The following is a 21,038-nucleotide window of genomic DNA, read 5'->3' as shown; positions in this document are numbered from 1 at the left end:
TCAGCCAGAGACTGTTATCGTTAACTCTCGTCACCATGGAGCCGAGTAAGGAGCAGATGTGCCCGCGCCTCGTTCGTACGACCCCCTCCCCAGCTACCCGCCGGTCGCCGGGGAAGTGGCCGCCGGCTGGTCGGCCCTGGCCGCGGATCTGCCGCTCAGTGCGCTGGTCCTGGCGGTAGACGGCCCCGCGGCCCTCGACTGGCCCGCGCTGACCGACGGCCTGTCCGGAGCCCTGCGCTCCGCGGGCCGCGAGGTGTACCTGCTCGACGTCCGCGACCACTACGCGGCGTCCGCCGGCGAGCGGCTGGCCGCCCAGCCCGTCCGCCCCGGCGACCCGTTCTTCACCCCGCTCTCCCCCGCGCAGGTCGCGGACCTGTTCGACTCCCCCCCGCGGGCCGGGCGTCCGGCGCGGGACGGAGTGACGGTGGTGTACGGGCCGGGTGCTTCGCTGTGCGGTCCGGACGTGCTGTGGTACGCCGACCTGCCGAAGCGCTACGCCGAGGCGGCGGTGGCGAAGGGCGAGCTGCCCGTCGGCGTCAACCTGGGCCGGCGCGACGAGCCCGGCGACCTGGTGCGCCTGTTCTACACCGACTGGCCCGTGCTGGACCGCCACCGCGACGCCATCGCGGGACGGGTCGACCGCTGGATCGACGTACAGGACGCCGCCCGCCCGGCGTCACTGGACGCCCCCGCGCTGCGCGCCACCCTGGCGCACCTGGCCCGGGGCCCCGTGCGCACCCGTCCCTACTTCAACTCCACTCCGTGGGGAGGCCAATGGGCGGCCAGTGAACTCGGCTTCACCCCTCGGGCCGGCAACACCGCCCTCGGCTACGAGCTGATCGCCCCCGAGGCTGGGGTCCTGGTCGGCGAGAAGGGCGGGCCGCAGGTCGAGGTCCCCTTCCAGTTGCTGTGCGTCGAACACCCCGAGGACATGCTCGGTGCGGACGTGCACCGCAGGTTCGGCACGTCCTTCCCGATCCGCTTCGACTACCTCGACACGGTGGGCGGCGGCAACCTGTCCCTGCACCTGCACCCGCAGGAGCGGTACATGCGCGAGGTTTTCGGCTGGCCGTACACCCAGCACGAGACGTACTACGTCACGGCCAGCGAGGACGGCGCCCAGGTGCTGCTCGGCCTGACCGACGAGGCGGACCCCGACACCATGCGCCGCCAGGTGGAGGACGCCATCGACAACGACACCCCGATGCCCGTGACGGACCACGTCCAGACCTACCCGGCGACGGTGGGGCAGCTGTTCATGATCCCGGCGGGCACACCGCACGCCTCCGGCGCCGGAAACCTGGTGCTCGAAGTGAGCGCGACCCCCTACCTGTACTCCCTCCGGTTCTACGACTGGCTGCGCAAGGACGCCAACGGCGCGTCCCGGCCCCTGCCTTACGAGCACGGCTTCGCCAACCTGGACACGACCCGGCGCGGCGACGACGTCACGAAGGACCTCGTCCAGCGGCCGCGTACCCTGCGCGCGGGTGAAGGCTGGCGCGAAGAGGTCCTCGGCGCACTGCCCGAGATGTTCTACGCCGTGCACCGCCTCGTCGTCGAACGCGGCGCCGGCATCCCCGACGACACCGAGGGCCGCTTCCACATCCTCAACGTGGCCGCGGGCGAAGGCGCCCTCATCGAGACCCTCGACGGCCGCACCCACTCCCTGGCCTTCGCCGAGACCATCACGATCCCCGCCGCCGTGGGCCCCTACCGCGTCCGCGCGCTCGGCGACGAAGAGGTGCAGATCGTCAAGGCGCTGGTGGTCGAGCCGTGACCGTGACCTCCGAGGAGCGGCGCCCGGCACCGGTACCGGTGCTCGACATCGGCGGTACGCACGTCACCGCCGCCCTCGTGGACCCGGTGGCGGGCCGCGCTCTCCCCTCCACCACGATCCGCAGGCCGCTGAACTCGCACGCCCGGGCCGATGACCTCCTCGACGCCATCGGGGCGGCCGCGCAGGCGCTGCCGACCGGGCACGGCCCGTGCTGGGGGGTGGCGATACCCGGCCCCTTCGACTACGCGACCGGCATCGGCCGCTTCGCCGGTGTGGGGAAGTTCGAATCCCTGTCCGGCGTCGACGTCGGGGCCCGCCTGGGCGAGCGGCTGGCCGGCCGGTCCGAGCGACTGCGCTTCCTCAACGACGCCGACGCGTTCGCCATCGGCGAGCACGGTTTCGGAGCCGCCACGGGTCACGACCGGGTCGTCGGCCTGACACTGGGGACGGGCGTGGGATCCTCTTTCCTCGCCGCCGGCCGTCCTGTCCACACCGGCGGCCTGGTTCCGCCGAGCGGACACGTGCACCGGCTGACGGTGCACGGTCGGCCGTTGGAGGACACGGTCTCGCGCCGCGGCATCCGCGCCCGCTACGCCCGCCTCTCCGCCGCGGCGGGTGATCAGCACCTTCCGGACGTGCACGAGATAGCCGTGCGCGCCGCGAAGGGCGACGCCGCCGCGGCGGAGGCCTTCCGCTACGCTTTCGACGCACTCGGCCGGGCCCTGGCTCCTTGGATCGACCGCTTCGGCGCGACCGCGGTGGTCGTCGGTGGCTCCATGGCCCAGTCGTGGGACCTGGTCCATCCTGCGCTCACCACGGGGCTGGCTGCCGCCGACGGACCGGACGTACCCGTCCTGCCGGCCCGGCAGCCCGAGGAGGCACCCTTGGTCGGGGCCGCCCGCTGGGCACAGGGCGTACCGGACGCCCCGTGAAGGCCAAGGCACCGGAGCAGGCAGACGGAGGAAGGAGCACGGGCATGACCGCTCGCCGGGGCAGCGGGCCGACCATGCACGATGTCGGCAAGCTCGCGCAGGTCAGCGCCATGACCGTGTCGCGCGTGCTCAAGAACGACCCCGGCGTTTCGGAAGCGACCCGCGAGCGGGTCTTCGCGGCGGTCGACCGACTGGGTTACCGCCGCAACCAGACCGCCCGCAGTCTCCGCCTCGGAGGCAGCGGGATGATCGGTCTCGTCGTCACCAACCTCGCCAACCCCTTCTACTCGCGCCTCGCGCTCGGCGTCCAGGAGGTCGCGACGGAACGCGGCCTGCGCATGCTGCTCAGCAACTCCGCCGAACAGGCCGACCGGGAACCCGACATCATCGACGGGCTCATCGACCATCAGGTGGAGGGTCTCATCGTCGTCCCGGCGGGCAGTCGTCAGCAGCACCTGGCCGAGGCCATGCGGCACGTGCCGGTCGTTCTCGCCGCCCGGCCGCCCGCCGGGCTCGACACCGACTGCGTTCTCGTCGAGGACTTCCACGGCGCTCGCGAGGCCACCGCCTGCCTCCTGGCCGACGGCCACACCCGCATCGCCTTCCTCGGCAACCCGCCGGCGCTCTACACCGGTGCCGAACGCCTGCGCGGGTTCTGGGCGGCCCACGAAGAAGTCGGCGTCGAGCCGGTCAACGCGCTCATCCGCCAGGGCCTGGTCGACTCCGTCACGGCGGAGCGGGCCACCCTCGAACTGCTCGAGCGGGCCGAACGCCCGACCGCGCTGTTCTGCACCAACAACCGCATCAGCCAGGGCGCTATCCGGGCCCTGTACAAGGCGGGAACCACCCTGCCCATCGCCGGTTTCGACGACTTCGACCTGTCCGACGTCCTCGGGCTGCCGCTGACCCTCGTCTCGTACGACGCCGACGAGATCGGCCGCCGGGCGGCACGTCTGCTGATCGACCGCCTCGAACACCGCGACGCGGCGCCGCCCGCCTCCCGCCGCGTCACCGTTCCCACCCGCGTCGTCCGCCACGGCGTGCCCACCAAAGACGAGCCGGGCCGCCCGGCCGCCGACGCCTGACGATCCGGCAGCCCCCTCCTCCACGGCTGCCGCCCGGCTGAACGCCCGGCGTCGGGCGCCGTGTCCTCGCCGCACGCTGCCGTGCGGACGAGACGCCGTCCGCACGGTCGTACGCCACCCCGCTCACCCCGGCGAGCGCCCGCCGACGCGGGCACCGACGACCAGCCGACCGCCGAAAGGCCGACTCATGGGCTTTCCCACCAGCGTCAAGGACCACCCGATCCTGCAAAAGGCAGTCCACCGACTCGACGACGCCCTCGGCGACCCGCGTTTCGGCCAGACCCTGACGCGCTGCCTGGACGACACCCTGGCCCGCACCGTCCGGCCGATGCCCGACGGCACCGCCTTCGTGGTGACCGGCGACATCCCCGCCATGTGGCTGCGCGACTCCTCCACGCAGATGATGCCGTACCTGGCGCTCGCGCGGGACGACACGGCCCTGCAGGACCTCCTGCTCGCCGTGATGCACCGGCAGTTCGCGTACATCGCCCGCAATCCCTACGCCAACGCCTTCAACGCCGAGCCCTCCGGGCGGGCCCACGATCCCGGGGACCTGTGCACGGACCCCTGGGTGTGGGAGGAGAAGTACGAGGTCGACTCCCTCGCCTTCCCCCTCCTGCTGGCCCACCGCTTCTGGGCGGCGACCGGACGGACCGACCACGTCTCGCGGACGCTCCGGACGGCGCGCACCGTCATCTCGGTGTGGCGCACGGAACAGGACCATGAACGTCTCTCCGCCTACCGTTTCCGTCGCCTGGGCGGTCCACCCGGCGACACGCTGCCGAACGCCGGACGAGGAACGCCGGTCGACCGGACCGGCATGACCTGGAGCGGGTTCCGTCCCAGCGACGACGCGTGCCGCTACGGGTACAACGTCCCGGCGAACCTGTGTGCCGCCGCCGCCCTCGACGGCACGGCCGAACTGGCCCGCCACGCCCACGCCGCCGACCTCGCCGAAGATGCCGTCCGGCTGGCGGCGGAACTCCGGACGGCCGCCGTCCGGCACGGCACGGTGCAGCACCCCGAGTTCGGCTCCATCTACGCCTACGAGGTGGACGGCAACGGCAACGCGCTGCTCATGGACGACGCCAACATGCCGGGGCTGCTCTCACTGCCCCTGGTCGCGAACGTTCCCACCACGGACACGGTGTACCTCGCCACACGGCAGTTCGTCCTCTCACCGGCGAACCCCACCTGGCACCGGGGGACGGCGGCCGAAGGCATCGGCAGCCCACACACACCCGATGAGCACATCTGGCCCATCGCCATCGCCGTACAGGGCCTGACCAGCAACGTCGGAGCCGAGCGGATCACGGCTCTGGAAACGCTCCTCTCGACCGACGCGGGCACGGGGCAGATGCACGAATCGTTCCACAAGGACGACCCCCGTCGTTTCACCCGCCCGTGGTTCTCCTGGGCCAACGCGATGTACGCCGAACTGGCCCTGGACATCGCCGGCCTCGGCACCCGACCGCTGTGGGCCTCTCCGTCACCCACCTCGCGGACTCCCCGGCACGAGACCTCATAGGGGCCCACGGCGATTCCGGCTCGGTGCCCGGACGCGGTGGCCGGGTCGGCCTGGAGAGGCGGAGGTCAGACGGCGACGAACGGTCCAGTTGTGACAGCGCAGGCATCCGACCTGTCGCAGACGGTCATCAGGCAGCCCTTGCACCACCAAAAGCGGAGATCGGGGTCCTACGGACTTTTATGGCTGTTCTATGGGACATGGCCGCTACGCCTATCGGGGCGGCAGGACCCTTTCGTCCTGCCCCGCTCGGTCACGTAGAGGCACTCATTGGGCCAGGCCCGCGATCGTCGGGCCGCAGCAGACAGGTGATGAAATGCGAGACGAGGCCGCCAAGCGGGTCGAGCTGGTCTTCTCCCTCTTCGACGCCAACGCCAACGGAGTCATCGACTCCGACGACTTCGACCTGATGACCGACCGTGTCGTGGAGGCGGCAACCGCGTCGGACGACAGCGCCAAGGCCGCCATCCGGGCCGCGTTCCGCCGCTACTGGACGACTCTGGCCACCGAACTCGACGCCAACGGTGACGGCGTGATCACGGTGGACGAGTTCCGTCCGTTCGTGCTCGATCCCGAACGCTTCGGCCCCACCATCGCCGAGTTCGCTCGGGCACTCTCCGCGCTCGGCGACCCCGACGGGGACGGACTGATCGAACGTCCCCTCTTCGTCTCGCTGATGAAGGCGATCGGCTTCGAGGAGGCGAACATCCACTCGCTGTTCGACGCCTTCGGTCCGGACGCCGCGGACCGCATCCCCGTGGCCACGTGGGCCGCAGGCATCGAGGACTATTACGCGCCGGACATGGCCGGGATCCCGGGCGACCATCTGGTGGGCGCCCGGGCCGTCTGACGTCGCTCGTCCGCGCACTGCGAACGTCAGGGCGCGGGCCTGCGCGCGAAGACCCACCGGTTCCCCTCCAGCGCGTCGTTCGGTTCGGGGAGAGGGCCTCGTCCGTACCGGCGGGTGAAGTCGAAGGGCGTGTGCATCGAGGTGGACCAGCCCTTGGCCGTCAGGTCACCCGCGGAGTCGGGTCGTGGCCCCTTGTCGAAAAGGAGGAGGAGGTCGATGCCGATCTGCTCGCGCGTCGCCGTGTAGATCGCGCTGTCGCGGTAGGCCAGCAGGTCCTTCTCCAGCTTGGCCTCGAAGGCCAGCGCGCTGCCGCCGGTGGTCAGCCTGTCCACCGTGTCGACGAGGAACGTCTCGGCGGGGCCCGGCAGGTAGAAGAGCAGTCCCTCGGCCAGCCAGACGCTGGGCGCGGTGGGGTCGAAGCCGACCGCGGTCAGCGCGCCGGCCCAGTCCGCCCGCAGATCGACCGGGACGGGGACGCGCTCCGCCTTCGGGGCGGCCGCCAGGTCCGTGAGCACTCGCTGTTTGAAGGCCAGTACGCCCGCCCGGTCGATCTCGAAGACCGCACACCCCGGCGGCCAGTCGAGCCGGAAGGCACGGGTGTCCAACCCCGCGCCCAGCAGGACCACTTGCCGGGGGCCCGTCCGGACCGACCGGAGCAGGAAGTCGTCGAGGACCCTGGTCCGCAGGCCGAAGTAGCGGGCGAACCGTCCCCACAGCGGGTTGCCGTCCCCGTCGGGGACCTGCTCGATGCGCACCGGCCAGTCCGCGCACGCCGGGGCGGCGCGCACGAAGTGTTCCGCGTAGACGTCCTCGGCCAGGCTGTCGTCGCGGTGGGTCTCGATCGCCCGCGCGGCGGCGACCAGGAAGGCCGTCAGGCCCACACCTCCGTGCACGCCTTCCATGTCCATGTGCTGCGGCGCCGTGCCGGTCATGTCTCCTCCGTTGGCGGAAGTGGGGGCCGCGAGCTTCCTGCTCGTCGGATGCGGTGAGGACCGCGGTGCCGCGTGCCGCGCTCACCGGCTCCTCGCGGGCGGGAGCAGGACGGGTTTGACCACGAGGCCCGCCTCGCAGTCGCGCTCGGCCTCGTTGACGTCGGCCAGCGGGTAGGTACGGATGAGCCGGTCGAAGGGGAAGCGTCCGGCCTGCCAGAGCCGGGTCAGCAGCGGTATCAGCAGACCGGGCACGGCGTCCCCCTCGCAGACGTGGCGGATGCCGCGGCCCCGGTCGAGCGTGCCCGGTTCGAGCGGCAGCGTAGTGTGGAGCCGTGCCACCAGGCCGAGACTGCCGGTGGGGCGCAGTGCGCGCAGCGCCTCGTTGATCAGGGGGGCGGAGGCGGTCGTGTCCAGCGCGTACTGCGCGCCGCCGCCCGTGAGCCGCCGGATCCGCTCGGCCAGTCCGGACGTTCCGGCGGACAGCGGGACCGCGCCGAACTGCTCGGCCAGCGCCAGGCGACGGGGGTGCCGGTCCACGGCCACGGACGGTGCTCCGGCGGCGGTGGCCGCCATCACCGCGGCCAGGCCCACGGCGCCCGCGCCGAGCACGACGACGGTGTCGCCCGGGCCGGCGGCGAAGGTGTTGAGCACGGCTCCGGCTCCGGTGAGGAAGCCGCAACCGAGCGGCCCGAGCAGTTCGACGGGCAGGGCGGGGTCGACCCGGACGGCGTTGCGGGCGGAGACGAGCGCGTACTCGGCGAAGGCGGACTGACCGAACCACCGGGGAGCCAGTGCCGCCCCGGACGCGTCGGTGAGCCGCGGCGCGTCCTCCGCACGACCGCCGAAGAGATTGAGGGAGGCGAAGGAATCGCAGTAGGCGGGGGCCGCCGCGCGGCAGTTGCGGCAGTGCCCGCAGGAGTCGAAGCTCAGCACCACGTGGTCACCGACGCCGATCGCGGTGTCCGGGCCGCCGCCCGTCCGCACCACGACCCCGGAGCCCTCGTGGCCGAGCACCGCCGGAAGCGGGCTCCTGCCGGCCGAGCGCCGGACCGCGAGATCGGTCCGGCACATCCCGCAGCCGGCGATCTCGACCAGGATCTCGCCTGCGGCGGGCTCCGTCCCCAGAGTCACCTCCTCGACCGTGAACGGGTCCTCGTACGAGCGCAGTACGGCCGCCTGGAAGCTCACCGTCCCTCCCCCTGCGTCCGGTGGACGACGAACGGGCGGAGGTTGCCGTACAGTCCCCACGGTCCGCCCGCGACGCCGACGCCGCTGTCCTTGACGCCGGCGAAGGGCTGGGCGAGGGACAGTTCGGCGTGGTGGTTGACCCAGGCCGTGCCGCATTCGAGCCGGTCGGCCACCGCCTCGGCCCGTTCGGGGTCGGTGCCCCACACGGAGCCACCCAGGCCGAATCCCGTGCTGTTGGCCGCGTCGACGGCTTCGTCCAGGCTCCGGTACGGCAGCACCGGCAGCACCGGCCCGAACTGCTCCTCGGTCACCACCGGGCTGTCGGGCGGGACGTCGGTGAGGATCGTGGGGGCGAAGAAGTAGCCCGGCCCGTCCAGCCGGTGGCCGCCGGCCGCCGCCCGGGCGCCGTCCGCCAGAGCGCGCCGTGTGATCTGCTCGACCCGGGCAAGCTGGGGGGCGTTGGAGACCGGTCCCAGCCGGGTGCCGGGGTCGAGGCCGGGCCCGACGACGACGTCCTTGGCGCGCTCGGTGAGGGCTTCGACGACCTGTGCGTGGAGGCGGGCCGGTGCGTAGACGCGCTTGACCGCCATGCAGACCTGCCCGCAGTTGCGGAAGGCGGCCCAGAACAGCCGGTCGGCGATCCGGTCCACGTCGACGTCGTCCAGCAGGACGGCGGCGTCGTTGCCGCCCAGTTCCAGGGTGACCCGGGCGAGCGATGCCGCCGCCGCTTGGGCGACGGCCCGGCCCGTGGGCACCGATCCGGTGAAGGTGACGTGGCGGATGCCGGGGTGGGTGGCGAGGTGGGCGCCGAGCGGCTCGCGGCCGGTGACCACGGTCAACACGTCCTCGGGCAGGGCGGTGGCCAGGACGGACCCGAGCAGCCGGGTGGCGAGCGGGGTGAAGGGGGACGGTTTGAGGACCATGGTGTTGCCCGCGGCGAGCGCGGGCGCGAACTTCGCCGCCGCGAGTTGGAGGGGAAAGTTCCACGGCACGATCGCGGCGACGGGTCCGAGGGGGCGCCAGCGGACCTCGCTGCGCACCGGCCGGCCGTCGGTGATGCGCCGGGTCCGGGGGGTCAGGCCGGCGAAGTAGCGCAGGCGGGCCGCCGTGCGGGCGACCTCCGCGTGCGACTCGGCCAGGGGCTTTCCCTGTTCCCGGGTGAGCAGCCGGGCGAGGTCCTCCCCGGCCGCCTCGACCGCGTCGGCGGCCGAGAGCAGCGCGGTGGTGCGGGCGTCAGGATCGGCGCGCCAGCCGTGCCAGGCCCGGCGGGCCCGGTCGACGACGGCGTCCAGCACGTCCGGTCGCTGGTCGGGGGCCTCGTCGAAGACCGTTCCGGTGGCCGGATCGACGACCGCGAGACGAGTGGCCCGCTGTCCGGGGGCGTGGTCGGGTAAGGAGGTCGGCATACCGGCGGTCAGCTCGCCGCGGTGACGCCGGCCCGGTGTTCCCGGGCGTGCCGGTCCATCTCGGCCCGGAAGGCGGCCACCAGGTGCGGCCGGATGCGTCCGGCGTTGCGGTCGCCGCCTTCGCAGACGGCTCCGCGCACCCCGACGATGTCCGTGCCGATGCGGGTCAGCGGGCCGAGGTCGGCCTGCCTGACACTGCCCGCGAGGGCGGCGAGCAGGCCGGCGGCGTGGGTGCGGCGGACGAACTCGGCGCAGGTGTCCGGCGGAACGTGGTCGAACAGCCGCGTGCCGTCCTTGATCGCGGTGTCGAGCATCGCGGCGTCGGCGCCGGAACGGGCGGCGATGTCGGGCAGGGCGAGCGGGTTGACGCAGCCGATCCGGTGGGCGTCGGCGTAGCCCGAGGCGACGACGAGCGCTTCGGGACGGTGGTCCTTCACCGCCCGGACCACCGCGCGCATGACCGCGATGCCCTGTTCGGGCGTCGTGCATCCGTAGAGACCGACCTTGATGTACGTGGCCCCCGAGACCACCGCGCCGAGCGCGGCCTGCGCCACGGTGCCGGGCTTGTACGGAACGTCCCCCACGGTGGCGGAGACCGGCTTGTCCGGCGGTACCGCGTCGCGGATCTCCCTGATCACCCACGGGAAGTTCGCGCCCAGGGAGCCCTCGTCGGGCTTCTTGACGTCGACGATGTCGAGGTGCTCCGCCGCCTTCGCGCAATCGAGGGCTTCCTCGACACCGTCCGGAGAGATGAGAAGCAACACCGTGAACTCCTTCCGTCACCGGCCCTGACCGAACGGCAGGGGACCGCGGGCCGCCTGGCCCACGCGCGGTGCGCTCATCATTTCTGTCACCCAGCGGAACCGGGAGGGCGCACACAGTGTCCATCGGGCGCTCTCGCCCACGCCCGATGCGCCGTACATAACGGACAAACTTGCTTCACTGATGTCATTCGACGGTCGCCGCCCAGGTGATCTCCTGGCGACACCACCTCCACCGGCATCCCGAGTTGTCCGACCGGGAGCCGAAACCGCCCGCTTCATCACCAACCACCTGCGAGGAGTTCGTCGGCAGGCAGTTCGAGGTCCGCCGGGTGTCCGCACGGCGGTACGCGGTCGGCCCATCGTGGCGGTGGCGTGCAGTCCGTGACCCGTCACGTCCCCGACCACGAGGGCGGTTCTCAGCGACGGGAACTCCGTGGCGTCGGACCGGTCCCCACGGTCTCCGCGCCACCCGACGCCGGCACGCAGGCTCCCGCGGTCACCATGCCCCGGGTCGAAGTGGAGGCCTGCGGCAGCAAGCGTCTTCGCAGCTCAGGCGCGACTCGGTGCTCGCGTGTGCGCCTGCGCGCGTTGTCCACACCGAACCCCGTTCCAAGGTTTCGCGGTCGGTCACGACCGTGCGGCCCGCGGACGCCTGATGGCGCGGCTCACGCCGGCGCCGTGCGGCCCGCCCGGCACCCGGGTGACTCGAAACGCCGGAAGTGGGAACCGGGAGGGAAGCCCTGACGCACGAGGGGACGTCAGGCGCCCGGAGGCCCGGTTCCCTCACCGGAAGAGAGACCACGATGGCGGAGCAGCACGACGGCCTTCGGGCCGTGCCGAGCACAGCGGGGACGCGCACCGGCGGTGACGGGGGCACGCGCCGTCGTCCGTTGCGCGAGCGGCACGTCGACCAGACGGTCGAGGTGGCGGTTCCGGTACGGACGGCGTACAACCAGTGGACGCAGTTCAAGTCCTTCCCGCGGTTCTCGGCCGTGGTCCGCGACGTGGAGCAGGTCCGGCCCACCGTGACCGCCTGGACCATCGGCTACGGACCCCTGCGCCGCCGCTTCGCGGTCGAGATCCTGGAGCAGGACCCCGACGCCTTCCTGGCCTGGCGCGGCCTGGAGCAGAGGCCGTGGCACCGGGGCCAGGTCGAGTTCAGGCCGACGGAGTCCGGCGGCACCGCGATCACCGTCCGGATGCTTCTGGAACCGCGGGGAGCGGCGAGGATCCTCACCCGTTCGTCCTGGGCCGCCCGGCTGACCACCCGACTGGTGCACGGCGAGCTCGTGAGGTTCAAACAGTTCATGGAGGGGCTGGGGCAGGAGGGCGGCGCCTGGCGCGGCACCATCCGCAACGGCCGCGTGCAACACGACCGACCGGAACCGCCCAGGAGCCGGGTGGCCCAGTGGCCCGTCGGCTGACCCGAGGACCGGACACGGCGAGAGAAAGGCGAACACATGCGCAAGCCGCACGGTGAGGAGCCGGAGACCAGCCTCTCCGTGACACCGCCGAAGAAGTGGGCGGCCGGAGTCCCCGCGGTCGTGCACGCGCTGGAGTACTCCCTGGAGCAGACCTCCCCGCGCAAGACCGGAGTGGACCTGCTGACCATGAACCAGGTGGGCGGGATCGACTGCCCCGGCTGTGCGTGGGCGGACCCGGCCCCGGGCCGGCGCCACCGCAACGAGTACTGCGAGAACGGCGCCAAGCACATCAACGACGAGGCCACCACGCGGCGGGTGACCGCCGGCTTCTTCCGTGAGCACAGCGTCGCCGACCTCGCCGGACGCTCAGACATGTGGCTCAACCAGCAGGGCCGGCTCACCGAGCCGATGATCAAACGGCCCGGTTCCTCGCACTACGAGCCCATCGGCTGGAACGACGCGCTGGGGATCCTCGCGGAGGAGCTCAAGTCGCTGGCCTCACCCGACGAGGCCGTGTTCTACACCTCGGGCCGCGCCAGCAACGAGGCCGCCTTCGTCCTGCAGCTCTTCGCCCGTGCCTTCGGCACCAACAACCTGCCCGACTGCAGCAACATGTGCCACGAGTCCAGCGGCTTCGCCTTGAGCGAGACCCTGGGGACCGGCAAGGGCACCGTGAGCCTCGACGACCTCCACCACGCCGACCTGATCTTCCTGGTCGGGCAGAATCCGGGCAGCAACCACCCGCGGCAGCTCAGCGCGCTGGAGGAGGCCAAGCGGGGCGGCGGCCGGATCGTGGCCGTGAACCCGCTCCCGGAGGCCGGGCTGCGACGCTTCAAGAACCCGCAGCAGCCGCGCGGGATCGTCGGGCGCGGCACCCAGATCGCCGACCGCTTCCTGCACATCAAGCCGGGCGGCGACCTCGCCCTGTTCCAGGCCCTCAACCGCCTGCTGCTGGAGGCCGAGGACGCCCGGCCCGGCACCGTCCTGGACCACGACTTCATCGACGCCCACACCACCGGCTTCGAGGAGTTCGCCCAGCACGCCCGCTCGGTGGACTGGGACGACGTGTGCACGGCGACCGGATTGACCCGCGAGGAGATCGAGAAGGTACGCGACGAGGTCCTCGCGAGCGAACGCGTCATCGTCTGCTGGGCGATGGGCATCACCCAGCACAAGCACGGCGTGCCCACCATCCGGGAGATCGTCAACTTCCTGTTGCTCCGCGGCAACCTGGGACGCGCCGGCACCGGCGCCTGCCCGGTGCGCGGCCACAGCAACGTCCAGGGCGACCGCACCATGGGCATCTGGGAGCAGATGCCGGACACCTTCCTCGACGCCCTTCAGAAAGAATTCGGCTTCGACCCGCCGCGTGCCCACGGACTGGACTCGGTGGACTCGATCAAGGCGATGCGCGAGGGCCGCGTCAAGGTCTTCCTCGCCCTGGCCGGCAACTTCGTCCGCGCCGCTCCCGACAGCGACGTCACCGAGGAGGCGATGCGCTCGTGCCGGCTGACCGCCCACATCTCCACCAAGCTCAACCGCTCGCACACCGTATGCGGTGACACCGCACTGATCCTGCCGACCCTGGGACGCACCGAACGCGACGTCCAGGCCGACGGTGAGCAGTTCGTCACCGTCGAGAACTCCATGAGTGAGGTGCACACGTCCCGGGGCCGCCTCGAACCGGCCTCCCCGACGCTCCTCAGTGAGATCGCGATCCTGTGCCGGCTCGCCCGGCGCACCCTGGGCGACAAGGCGGGCATCCCCTGGGAGACGTTCGAGGGCGATTACAACACCGTCCGCGACCGCATCTCCCGCGTCGTGCCGGGCTTCCACGACTTCAACGCACGCGTGTCCCGGCCCGGGGGCTTCCAACTGCCCAACCCGGTCAACGAGGGCGTCTTCAACAACAAGGTCGGCAAGGCCCTGTTCACCAGCAACGAGAGCGTGGTCCCCCGGGCGCCCGAAGGCCATCTGCTGCTGCAGACACTGCGCTCGCACGACCAGTGGAACACCGTCCCCTACACCGACAACGACCGCTACCGCGGCATCCACGGCAGCCGTCACGTCGTACTCGTCAACCCGGCCGACCTCAGCGTACTCGGCCTCAGCCAGGGCGATCACGTCGACCTGGTGAGCGTCTGGGCGGACGGCACCGAGCGCCGGGCCGAGAACTTCCAGGTCGTCTCCTACCCGGCCGCCAAGGGCTCGGCCGCCGCCTACTATCCCGAGACCAACGTCCTGGTACCGCTGGACAGCGTCGCGGACATCAGCAATCAGCCCACGTCGAAGGGCATCGTCGTCCGCCTCGAACCCGTCCTCGACCGGACGCAACCCTCACCCGCCTGACCGCGGTACGTCTCCGAGGGGGCCCGACCGCGGCGGGCACCCTCGGACGCCCCGGGCTGTACGCCGGGCTTCGCGGCTCCGCAGGACTTCGCGGCTCCGCCGAGCCGAGCGGGGCCGTGCTCCCTCGAGGCTCACCAAGAGGACGCGAGCGCACCTTCCGCGCGGTCACGTCGGCACTCGGCCCACACCGCCAAGAACTCCCGAGTTGGCATACCGTCGTAAATGTGAGTGATGACCTGCCTGTCCGCGACGGCGACGCGGCTTCCCTGGACGAAGCGCTCAGCGCCACGGTCCGTCGCACGGGGGCTTTGGCAGGTGGTCTGTACCTGTTGGCGGCACGGGAACCCGTGCTCGGTCTGGCGGCGGTGTGCGGGATGCCGACGGCGACCGTGGCGCCGTGGCGGCGGGTGGCGGTATCGGCCGCGGGGCCCCTGTCGGAGGCCGTGCGGGAGGACCACCTGGTCTGGGTCGGCCGCCAGGAGGACCTCGCCCGCGTGTACCCGAACGCCGCGGCCGGCATGCCCTACCAGTTCGCGGCGGCCTTCGCGCCCCTGCACGGTGTCCGCCGCTACGGGGCGATGGTACTCGTGTGGTCCAGGAGTCACCCGCCGTCCCTCACCCCGCGGGAACGCGGACAGATCCTGTCCAGCGCGCGGCGCCTCACCCAGGTACTGGACCAGGCACCCACCTCGTGGGCCCTCCCGGACCAGCCGCGCACCGTGCCCCTGCGACGAGCCGACATCGCTTCGGCACAGGCCCAGCTCGCCGCCGTCGACCTGGTCCAGCGACTGCCCGTGGGCGCGCTCAGTCTCGACCTGGAGGGGCGCGTCACGTATCTCAACGACGCCGCGGCACAGCTGCTGGGCCGCCCGGCCGACCGTCTCCTGGGCACCATGCCGTGGCAGGCCGTGCCGTGGCTCGACGACCCGGTCCACGAGGAGCACTACCGCGCGGCGGTCTTCAGCCGTGAGCCCGTCGCCTTCACCGCGCTGCGCCCGCCCGGCACCTGGCTCGACTTCCGGCTCTACCCGGACGAGAGCGGCATCAGCGTCCTCGTCTCCCGCAACAAGGACCACCAGCATCCGGCCGACGGGCCACCACCTCGTATCAGCACCCCGCTCACCTCACCGGCAGGCCCCGCCACGGGGCGGGTCCACCAGCTGATCCACCTGTCTGCCGCGCTCAGCCAGACCGTCACGACGGCCGACGTGATCAACGTGGTGGCCGACCAGATCCTGCCCGCGTTCGGAGCCCAGGGCATGGTCATCTCGGCCGCCGACTCCGGACGCCTCAAGATCACCGGCCAGCGCGGGTACGACCCGCGCACCATCGCCCGCCTCGACGGACTGCCCCTGGACACGGACGTGACACCCGCGGGTCACGTGCTGCGCAACGCCATCCCGGCCTTCTTCGCCAACCCCGACGAGATGGCCCGGTCCTATCCGAGGGCCCCCGCACTGAGCGGCAAGCAGGCGTGGGCGTTCCTCCCCCTGGTGGTGTCCGACCGGCGCGTCGGCTGTTGCATCCTGTCCTACGACGAGCCGCACTCCTTCGGTGCCGGCGAACGCGCCGTGCTCGTCTCGCTGGGCGGGCTCATCGCCCAGGCCATGGACCGCGCCCTGCTCTACGACGCCAAGCACGACCTGGCCCACGGCCTGCAGCAGGCACTCCTGCCGACGACCCTGCCGCGCGTCCCCGGCCTAGACGTCGCCGCCCGCTACCTGCCGTCCACGCACGGCATGGACATCGGCGGTGACTTCTACGATCTGATCCGTCTCAGCGACACCACCGCCGCCGCCGTCATCGGGGATGTACAGGGACACAACATCAACGCCGCCGCCCTCATGGGACAGGTCCGCACCGCCGTCCACGCCACCGCCGGCGCACACCCCGAGGAAGTCCTGGTCCGCACCGACCGCGTTCTGGCGGACCTGGAAACGGACCTCTTCGTCTCCTGTCTCTACATCCACATCGACCTCGCCGGTCACCGCCTTCACCTCGCCAGCGCGGGGCACCCTCCCCCGCTCCTGCGCACCGTGGCGCCCGCACCGCACACCCGCGTCATCGATGTGGAGCCCGGCCCTCTCCTGGGCATCGGCTCGACGCCGGGAACCGGCTACCCGGTCACCACCTCGCCCCTGCCGGCCGGATCGCTTCTCGCCCTCTACACCGACGGTCTCGTGGAAACGCCGAACACCGACATCACCGAAACCATCGACTCCCTGGCCCAGCACCTCACCACCGCGAGCAGCCAGAACATCAGCGATCTCGCCGACGACCTGCTGCACTACGCGGTACCGCGGCACACCTACACCGACGACATCGCCCTGCTCCTGCTGCGCGCCCGATGAGACGCGTCCGCGGGCCGCCCCGTGACGCGATGACCGACGTAGCGCCAGGTGATGGATCACGCCTTCGACGGGAACCCCGACTCTGCGGACCGGCCGCACCCCGGCACTGAGCAGAAGCGCCGGTCCGGGAAGCCAGGCGTTGCCGCGAGGCAGGAGCGACCATGACCGTCTCGATCACCCACCGGGATTCCGCGGCGCTGGGAGGGAGCGGCAGCATCCTGATGCGCCAGCGCAGGGACCACGCCCGGCTCGACACGATGATGAACCGCTGGCTGGCCGGCGGTCCGGACGAAGAGCTCGACGCCCTGTGGCAGGACATCGTCCAGCTGGTGTTCAGTCACGCCTTCGCGGAGGAGACGGTCCTGTGGCCCGTCCTGCGCCGGGTGGCCCCCGACGGCGGGGAGCTCACCGGTCGCGTGGAGGAGGAGCATCAGGCGATCAACGAACTGGTCGCACGGGTCGAGAAGTCGCCCGACGACCCCCGGCGGGCCGAGTGGATCCAGCGGGCGTTCACCCTCATCCGCCAGGACATCCGGGATGAGGAGGACGAGCTGCTGCCTCATCTCCGGGACGCGTTCAGCGACCGTCGGTTGCGCCGGATCGGCGCCGCGTGGGGAGCGGTGCGGGCGACCGCTCCGACCCGCCCCCACCCCGGCGTCCCTCGTCGCCCACCGGGCAACGCCGTGCGAGGTGTCCCCCTCAGCGCATTCGACCGGCTGCGTGACCTGGCGCCGGCCAGCGGCCCCGCCGCCCGCCGCGCCTTCCTGGTGGTCCTGGGCGCCGCTGGGGCTGCGTGCGTCGTCTTCCGCGTGCTCCGTGCCACCCGTCCGGTGGACCGGGCCCCTGGTCGCTGACCCGGTCACTCATCGCGGACGCCCTGCGCCACGGTGTCCGGTGGGCGCCGTCCGGCGCCGGGTTTCCGCCCTCCCCCGAACGAGACGATGACAGTCGCGAGGTTCAGGAGGCAGGTGGACCGCGGAGCCCTGGGTACCCGCCACGTCATGATGAAGCGCGCGCTGTGGCAGGGACTGCTGGCCGGTACGGCCGGGGTGCTGGTGATGACACTGGGCGAGAAGGCGGAGCAACGGCTGACCGGTCGGCCCGACTCCCACGTTCCCGCCCGGACCATGGAACGTCTGACCGGCATGCGGGAGTACCCGGGCCGCCAACCCGTGCCGGTGAACCTGGCCATGCACGTCGGTCAGGGCGCCCTCCTCGGAGTCCTGCGGTCGGTGATGGCGCACGCCGGGCTTCGCGGGCCCTGGTCGTCGGGAAAGTTCGCCGTCGTCCGGGTCACCAGCGACCAGATCCTGGAGAACGCCACCGGCGTCGGCGCTCCGCCCCAGACCTGGCCACGCCACGAACTCGTCGTCGACCTGCTCCACAAGGCGGTGTACGCCTTCGCCACGGGTGTGGTCGCCGACGCCTTGGCAGGTCGCTCAGGCCCTGGCCCGGGGCAGCGCCATGCGGCGGTCCGTCCCGGCCGACAGACGGACGTGGCCCCCGTACCCCCCGACCAGGCGCGGGGGCGATAGCGCCGCGCGCAGCTGCTGGCGTTCGTGTCACCCCTGCGGCCGGTGAGAGGGCGCGCAGGCCGCCCGGACCGCGCCGGTGCAAAAGCCCGGCGCGGATGCCCGCCGTCTGCCGGAGGGGGGAGCCGACGGCCCGGGCCTACAGGTCGCCGGGCGGCGTCTTCGGCTCGAACACACTCTGCGGCGCGCTCGGCGGGTTGGCGGCCGCCTGGTGCAGTACCTGTGCCAGATCGCGGTGTATCCGGTCGGCTTCGCCGCGGACCTGGACGGGGATGTCGCCGCGTTCGGCGACGAGGCGGTCGTAGACGGGGGTCTGCTGGAACACGGTGGGGCTGCTTCCCTTCAGCGGGCGGTTCGCCGGACGGGAGCAGCCTACGGGTCCCTCACCGCCGACGGTCCCACCGGGACGGTCGAGGGTTGCGGTTCCGGGGTGGGCCGGTCGCGACAGCAGGGCTGCCTCCCTCCGCTGCCGTCGCGGTGCACTCGGTACTGGCAGCGGTCACCCTCTGGCCGCGCCGGCTCCCGTCCCTGGGGACGTGCCGCCCAGCCCCGGGATCAGGGCCGCCGCCACCGCCAGGTGCATCAGAGCGAGCGAGACCTGGGTGCCGCCGTCCATGCCGTCGCCGATGAAGGGCAGGAAGGACAGGGCCAGGACGGTCCCGGCCACCCCGGTCCAGATGGCGCGGGCGCCCCGCGCTCCGAACCGCTCCGGGGCGAACGAGCAGTCCCCAGCCGGAGAGCGACGCGAGCAGTGCGGCGACCGCGACGGGCGCGGCGCCGATGTCGAGCGTCCGATCGCCGTCGGCGAGCTGCAGCCGGTGCCCCAGCAGGGGGTCCGCGACCAGCCAGACCAGGGCGAGGGCCAGGACGGCCAGGGGCCGTAGCCGCCAGGCGCCTTCTCCGCGCACTCACTCGGCGTCCCCGGAGAGCGCCCCGTGCAGGAAGAACTCCACCAGTTCCTGCGGGGTCAGGTCGGGCTCGTTCTCCGTACGCGGCTGGGTGAACAGCAGCCCGAAGAAGAGGGCCGCGATCTGCTCCGGCGGCCGGCGAAGGGTGGCCCTGTCGGGCTCCAGCAGCTCCGCGAGGGCCGCGCGGATACGGGTCGTCGACTCGTCGCGGCCGGCACCGCGCACCGTGCCGGGGTGCTTGCCGCCGCGATGCCCCAGCGAGCCGAGGATCGCACCCATCCTGGACATGTGCGCCTGCAGAGCCTCGGCCGCGTCCGCGAGCCGGTCGGGCAGCGGTTGGTGCACGTCGATGGCGTCGAGTTCGCGGACCGCGTGCTCGGGAGAGAGCGCCTCGGCGACGCAGGCCTGCAGCAGCTCGTCCTTGTCGGCGAAGACCCGGAAGACCGTGCCCTCACCGATGCCCGCGGCGCGGGCGATCTTCGCGGTCGTCACCGCGGCCCCGTACTCGGCGATCAGTGGAATCGCGGTCTGGATGATCATCGCGCGGCGCTCCTCCGGCGTCATCGCGGGGGCGCGGCGGCGGGTGGTCTGGTTCTCCTTGGGCGCTGTCATGGTCGGCAGCATACGGAGTGAGTACTCACTCCGGCTTGGAGCAGCCGTAGCTGACGGGCTGACAGCCCGGGGCCCCGGCATCGGCGACATGCCCCAGGTACTCGCCGGCCGGCTCGAAGCCGGTGACTTCACGCAGGTTCCCGGCTGAGGAACCGGCCTGCCGGCGTCGCGCTGATGGGAGGGTATGAAGGTCGCATTCGCTCGACTGAAGGGAACCCTCGGCATGGCCGTCATCCACCACGTTGCTCTCAAGCCGACCAAGCTGGATCTGCTGACCTCCTGGCTCCCCTCCCGGCCTTGGTACTCCGGCGGCCCGGGCGAACCGGAACTGGCCAAGGCCGGCGGCTTCCGGCTGGATGACCCTCAAGGTGAGGTCGGGATCGAGTTCGTGGTGGTCACCGATACCTCGGACGCCCAGCCCACCGCCTACTTGGTGCCGCTCACCTATCGCGGTGCCCCGCTCGACGGGGCAGAGCACGCGCTCGTCGGCACCATGGAGCACCCGGTGTTGGGGCGGCGCTGGGCTTACGACGGCTGTCATGACCCGGTGCTGGTCGCCCAGTTGCTGGCTCTGGTCGCGGGCCGGGTCCAGGCCCAGGACCAGAACTCCAGCGACACCCCCGACCGGGAGGTCACCCGCTCCTGCACGGGTGACGGCCCCGCCCCCACGGACTTCTCCGCCACTGCCGTCGACGACCAGGAGGGCACTGTGCTGTCCGCGCCGGACGGCCCGGCCCTCCGCCTGCACCGGGTCCTGCGTGCCGCCCCGGAGAACGCGCCCGTCCTTCCGCCGGAGGTGACTGGCCACGTGGCCGGTGCCTGGCACATGCCGGACGGCAGCCGCGCGCGGGGGCTGTTCGTTGTCCTGCGCAACGACGGGCAGGCAGCCGCGACCGGGCCCAGCTGAGCGCCGGGAGCCGACCCTGCGCCCGGTTCACCACACCGAGTGCCGCTGGCGTGGGCGAACCCGATCAGCGCCGGTGGGCCGTCACAGGTAGCGGCTGCCCGGCCAGCCGGCAGACCCGCTTGTCGATGTGCGGGCCGGGCAGCTGTATCTCCACCTCGACGCCCCGCCGCGCGGCGGCGCACGGCAGCTCGACGAAGCGGGGTGTCCGGCGAGAAGTAGGCGGTGGCCGGCCGAAAGCGTTCCTCGGCCGACTCGATCAGGACCCGGATCAGCGTCTGCGTGTCCTGCCAACCGAAACTGGCCGAGCCGCGCACCACCTGCACCACGGCAGACGCTCCAGACGGCGCCGTATCCGCACGGCCAGCTCACCGACGGCCCCTTCACCGTGTGCGCCGTCCGCGGTACCGGTGTGTGCTGGGTGCCGGTCATTCTTCGCTCTCGGGCCGCGCCCGTCGCTGGGCCGACAGTCCCTTCTGCAGGACGCGTTGGCAGCCGG

Annotated in this window: 18 protein-coding genes and 3 pseudogenes; 11 read left to right on the top strand and 10 right to left on the bottom strand. The window is 72.1% G+C overall.

Features of this window, described 5'->3' with window-relative positions; translation table 11 throughout:
* Positions 1-58 precede the first annotated feature (58 nt).
* The 5 genes from ACFW47_RS25690 to ACFW47_RS25670 all read left to right on the top strand — a co-directional run bounded on the left by ACFW47_RS25690 (position 59) and on the right by ACFW47_RS25670 (position 6,169).
* Entirely contained in the window at positions 59-1,777 is a 1,719-nt protein-coding gene (locus ACFW47_RS25690) for a class I mannose-6-phosphate isomerase (protein WP_386283900.1), read from the top strand.
* Positions 1,774-2,709, top strand: a complete 936-nt coding sequence (locus tag ACFW47_RS25685) for an ROK family protein (protein WP_386307265.1) — start codon at positions 1,774-1,776, stop codon at positions 2,707-2,709. Before ACFW47_RS25690 ends, ACFW47_RS25685 begins: the two co-directional genes overlap by 4 nt.
* A gap of 44 nt (positions 2,710-2,753) precedes the next feature.
* Positions 2,754-3,794 carry a LacI family DNA-binding transcriptional regulator gene (locus ACFW47_RS25680; protein WP_386283905.1) on the top strand — a complete coding sequence of 347 codons (1,041 nt, stop codon included), beginning with the start codon at positions 2,754-2,756 and terminating at the stop codon, positions 3,792-3,794.
* Positions 3,795-3,981: 187 nt separating this feature from the next.
* Positions 3,982-5,322 (top strand): glycoside hydrolase family 125 protein, encoded by a 1,341-nt coding sequence (locus ACFW47_RS25675; protein WP_386307264.1) that lies wholly within the window; start codon positions 3,982-3,984, stop codon positions 5,320-5,322.
* A 313-nt stretch (positions 5,323-5,635) separates the two neighbouring features.
* Entirely contained in the window at positions 5,636-6,169 is a 534-nt protein-coding gene (locus ACFW47_RS25670; RefSeq protein WP_386307263.1) for an EF-hand domain-containing protein, read from the top strand.
* A gap of 26 nt (positions 6,170-6,195) precedes the next feature.
* On the opposite strand, the gene ACFW47_RS25665 is transcribed toward ACFW47_RS25670, so the two are convergent.
* From ACFW47_RS25665 to ACFW47_RS25645, 5 genes and pseudogenes are all read right to left on the bottom strand, one after another.
* Complete coding sequence (locus ACFW47_RS25665) at positions 6,196-7,101, bottom strand: class I SAM-dependent methyltransferase (protein ID WP_386283914.1); 906 nt, start codon at positions 7,099-7,101, stop codon at positions 6,196-6,198.
* Between the two features lie 81 nt (positions 7,102-7,182).
* A complete protein-coding gene (locus ACFW47_RS25660) occupies positions 7,183-8,289 on the bottom strand; it encodes an NAD(P)-dependent alcohol dehydrogenase (protein ID WP_386307262.1) in 1,107 nt (368 codons plus the stop codon).
* On the bottom strand, positions 8,286-9,695 hold the full coding sequence (locus ACFW47_RS25655; RefSeq protein ID WP_386307261.1) for an aldehyde dehydrogenase family protein: 1,410 nt from the start codon (positions 9,693-9,695) through the stop codon (positions 8,286-8,288). The genes ACFW47_RS25660 and ACFW47_RS25655 overlap by 4 nt, the downstream gene beginning before the upstream one ends.
* Positions 9,696-9,703: 8 nt before the next feature.
* On the bottom strand, positions 9,704-10,459 hold the full coding sequence (locus ACFW47_RS25650) for a (5-formylfuran-3-yl)methyl phosphate synthase (protein ID WP_386283922.1): 756 nt from the start codon (positions 10,457-10,459) through the stop codon (positions 9,704-9,706).
* 293 nt (positions 10,460-10,752) lie between these two features.
* Positions 10,753-11,055: pseudogene (locus ACFW47_RS25645) on the bottom strand (SpoIIE family protein phosphatase); the annotation flags it as partial.
* A 207-nt stretch (positions 11,056-11,262) separates the two neighbouring features.
* Between ACFW47_RS25645 and ACFW47_RS25640 the strand changes: the two are divergent.
* The 5 genes from ACFW47_RS25640 to ACFW47_RS25620 all read left to right on the top strand — a co-directional run bounded on the left by ACFW47_RS25640 (position 11,263) and on the right by ACFW47_RS25620 (position 18,118).
* On the top strand, positions 11,263-11,883 hold the full coding sequence (locus ACFW47_RS25640; protein WP_386283924.1) for an SRPBCC family protein: 621 nt from the start codon (positions 11,263-11,265) through the stop codon (positions 11,881-11,883).
* A 36-nt stretch (positions 11,884-11,919) separates the two neighbouring features.
* Positions 11,920-14,232: an FdhF/YdeP family oxidoreductase gene (locus ACFW47_RS25635; RefSeq protein WP_386283927.1), complete on the top strand. Its 2,313-nt coding sequence runs from the start codon at positions 11,920-11,922 to the stop codon at positions 14,230-14,232.
* A 224-nt stretch (positions 14,233-14,456) separates the two neighbouring features.
* Complete coding sequence (locus ACFW47_RS25630; RefSeq protein ID WP_386307259.1) at positions 14,457-16,583, top strand: SpoIIE family protein phosphatase; 2,127 nt, start codon at positions 14,457-14,459, stop codon at positions 16,581-16,583.
* 161 nt (positions 16,584-16,744) lie between these two features.
* Positions 16,745-17,437 (top strand): hemerythrin domain-containing protein, encoded by a 693-nt coding sequence (locus tag ACFW47_RS25625; protein ID WP_386283932.1) that lies wholly within the window; start codon positions 16,745-16,747, stop codon positions 17,435-17,437.
* Positions 17,438-17,584: 147 nt separating this feature from the next.
* Positions 17,585-18,118 carry a hypothetical protein gene (locus ACFW47_RS25620; protein WP_386307258.1) on the top strand — a complete coding sequence of 178 codons (534 nt, stop codon included), beginning with the start codon at positions 17,585-17,587 and terminating at the stop codon, positions 18,116-18,118.
* Positions 18,119-18,254: 136 nt separating this feature from the next.
* On the opposite strand, the gene ACFW47_RS25615 is transcribed toward ACFW47_RS25620, so the two are convergent.
* From ACFW47_RS25615 to ACFW47_RS25600, 4 genes and pseudogenes are all read right to left on the bottom strand, one after another.
* On the bottom strand, positions 18,255-18,440 hold the full coding sequence (locus ACFW47_RS25615) for a hypothetical protein (RefSeq protein WP_386307257.1): 186 nt from the start codon (positions 18,438-18,440) through the stop codon (positions 18,255-18,257).
* 174 nt (positions 18,441-18,614) lie between these two features.
* Positions 18,615-18,782 carry a DUF6069 family protein gene (locus ACFW47_RS25610; RefSeq protein ID WP_386283938.1) on the bottom strand — a complete coding sequence of 56 codons (168 nt, stop codon included), beginning with the start codon at positions 18,780-18,782 and terminating at the stop codon, positions 18,615-18,617.
* 109 nt (positions 18,783-18,891) lie between these two features.
* Positions 18,892-19,023: pseudogene (locus ACFW47_RS25605) on the bottom strand (hypothetical protein); the annotation flags it as partial.
* A complete protein-coding gene (locus ACFW47_RS25600) occupies positions 19,024-19,635 on the bottom strand; it encodes a TetR/AcrR family transcriptional regulator (RefSeq protein ID WP_386283941.1) in 612 nt (203 codons plus the stop codon).
* Between the two features lie 223 nt (positions 19,636-19,858).
* Here ACFW47_RS25600 and ACFW47_RS25595 point away from each other — a divergent pair, with 223 nt between their 5' ends.
* A complete protein-coding gene (locus ACFW47_RS25595) occupies positions 19,859-20,542 on the top strand; it encodes a 1,4-alpha-glucan branching protein (RefSeq protein WP_386307256.1) in 684 nt (227 codons plus the stop codon).
* A gap of 94 nt (positions 20,543-20,636) precedes the next feature.
* Here ACFW47_RS25595 and ACFW47_RS25590 read toward each other — a convergent pair.
* Positions 20,637-20,886 (bottom strand): annotated as a pseudogene (locus ACFW47_RS25590) (cardiolipin synthase B); the annotation flags it as partial.
* Positions 20,887-21,038 lie beyond the last annotated feature (152 nt).

Source organism: Streptomyces sp. NPDC058796, assembly GCF_042745235.1.
GTDB lineage: Bacteria > Actinomycetota > Actinomycetes > Streptomycetales > Streptomycetaceae > Streptomyces.
This window is presented reverse-complemented; position numbering and strand designations above follow the sequence as displayed.

Bases quoted from the DNA above. Each gene is read 5' to 3' on its own strand.
- ACFW47_RS25620 (WP_386307258.1), top strand. From the start codon at position 17,585: ATGATGAAGCGCGCGCTGTGGCAGGGACTGCTGGCCGGTACGGCCGGG.
- ACFW47_RS25675 (WP_386307264.1), top strand. From the start codon at position 3,982: ATGGGCTTTCCCACCAGCGTCAAGGACCACCCGATCCTGCAAAAGGCA.
- ACFW47_RS25670 (WP_386307263.1), top strand. From the start codon at position 5,636: ATGCGAGACGAGGCCGCCAAGCGGGTCGAGCTGGTCTTCTCCCTCTTC.
- ACFW47_RS25595 (WP_386307256.1), top strand. From the start codon at position 19,859: ATGGCCGTCATCCACCACGTTGCTCTCAAGCCGACCAAGCTGGATCTG.
- ACFW47_RS25640 (WP_386283924.1), top strand. From the start codon at position 11,263: ATGGCGGAGCAGCACGACGGCCTTCGGGCCGTGCCGAGCACAGCGGGG.
- ACFW47_RS25635 (WP_386283927.1), top strand. From the start codon at position 11,920: ATGCGCAAGCCGCACGGTGAGGAGCCGGAGACCAGCCTCTCCGTGACA.
- ACFW47_RS25655 (WP_386307261.1), bottom strand. From the start codon at position 9,695: ATGCCGACCTCCTTACCCGACCACGCCCCCGGACAGCGGGCCACTCGT.
- ACFW47_RS25680 (WP_386283905.1), top strand. From the start codon at position 2,754: ATGACCGCTCGCCGGGGCAGCGGGCCGACCATGCACGATGTCGGCAAG.
- ACFW47_RS25625 (WP_386283932.1), top strand. From the start codon at position 16,745: ATGACCGTCTCGATCACCCACCGGGATTCCGCGGCGCTGGGAGGGAGC.
- ACFW47_RS25600 (WP_386283941.1), bottom strand. From the start codon at position 19,635: ATGACAGCGCCCAAGGAGAACCAGACCACCCGCCGCCGCGCCCCCGCG.
- ACFW47_RS25665 (WP_386283914.1), bottom strand. From the start codon at position 7,101: ATGACCGGCACGGCGCCGCAGCACATGGACATGGAAGGCGTGCACGGA.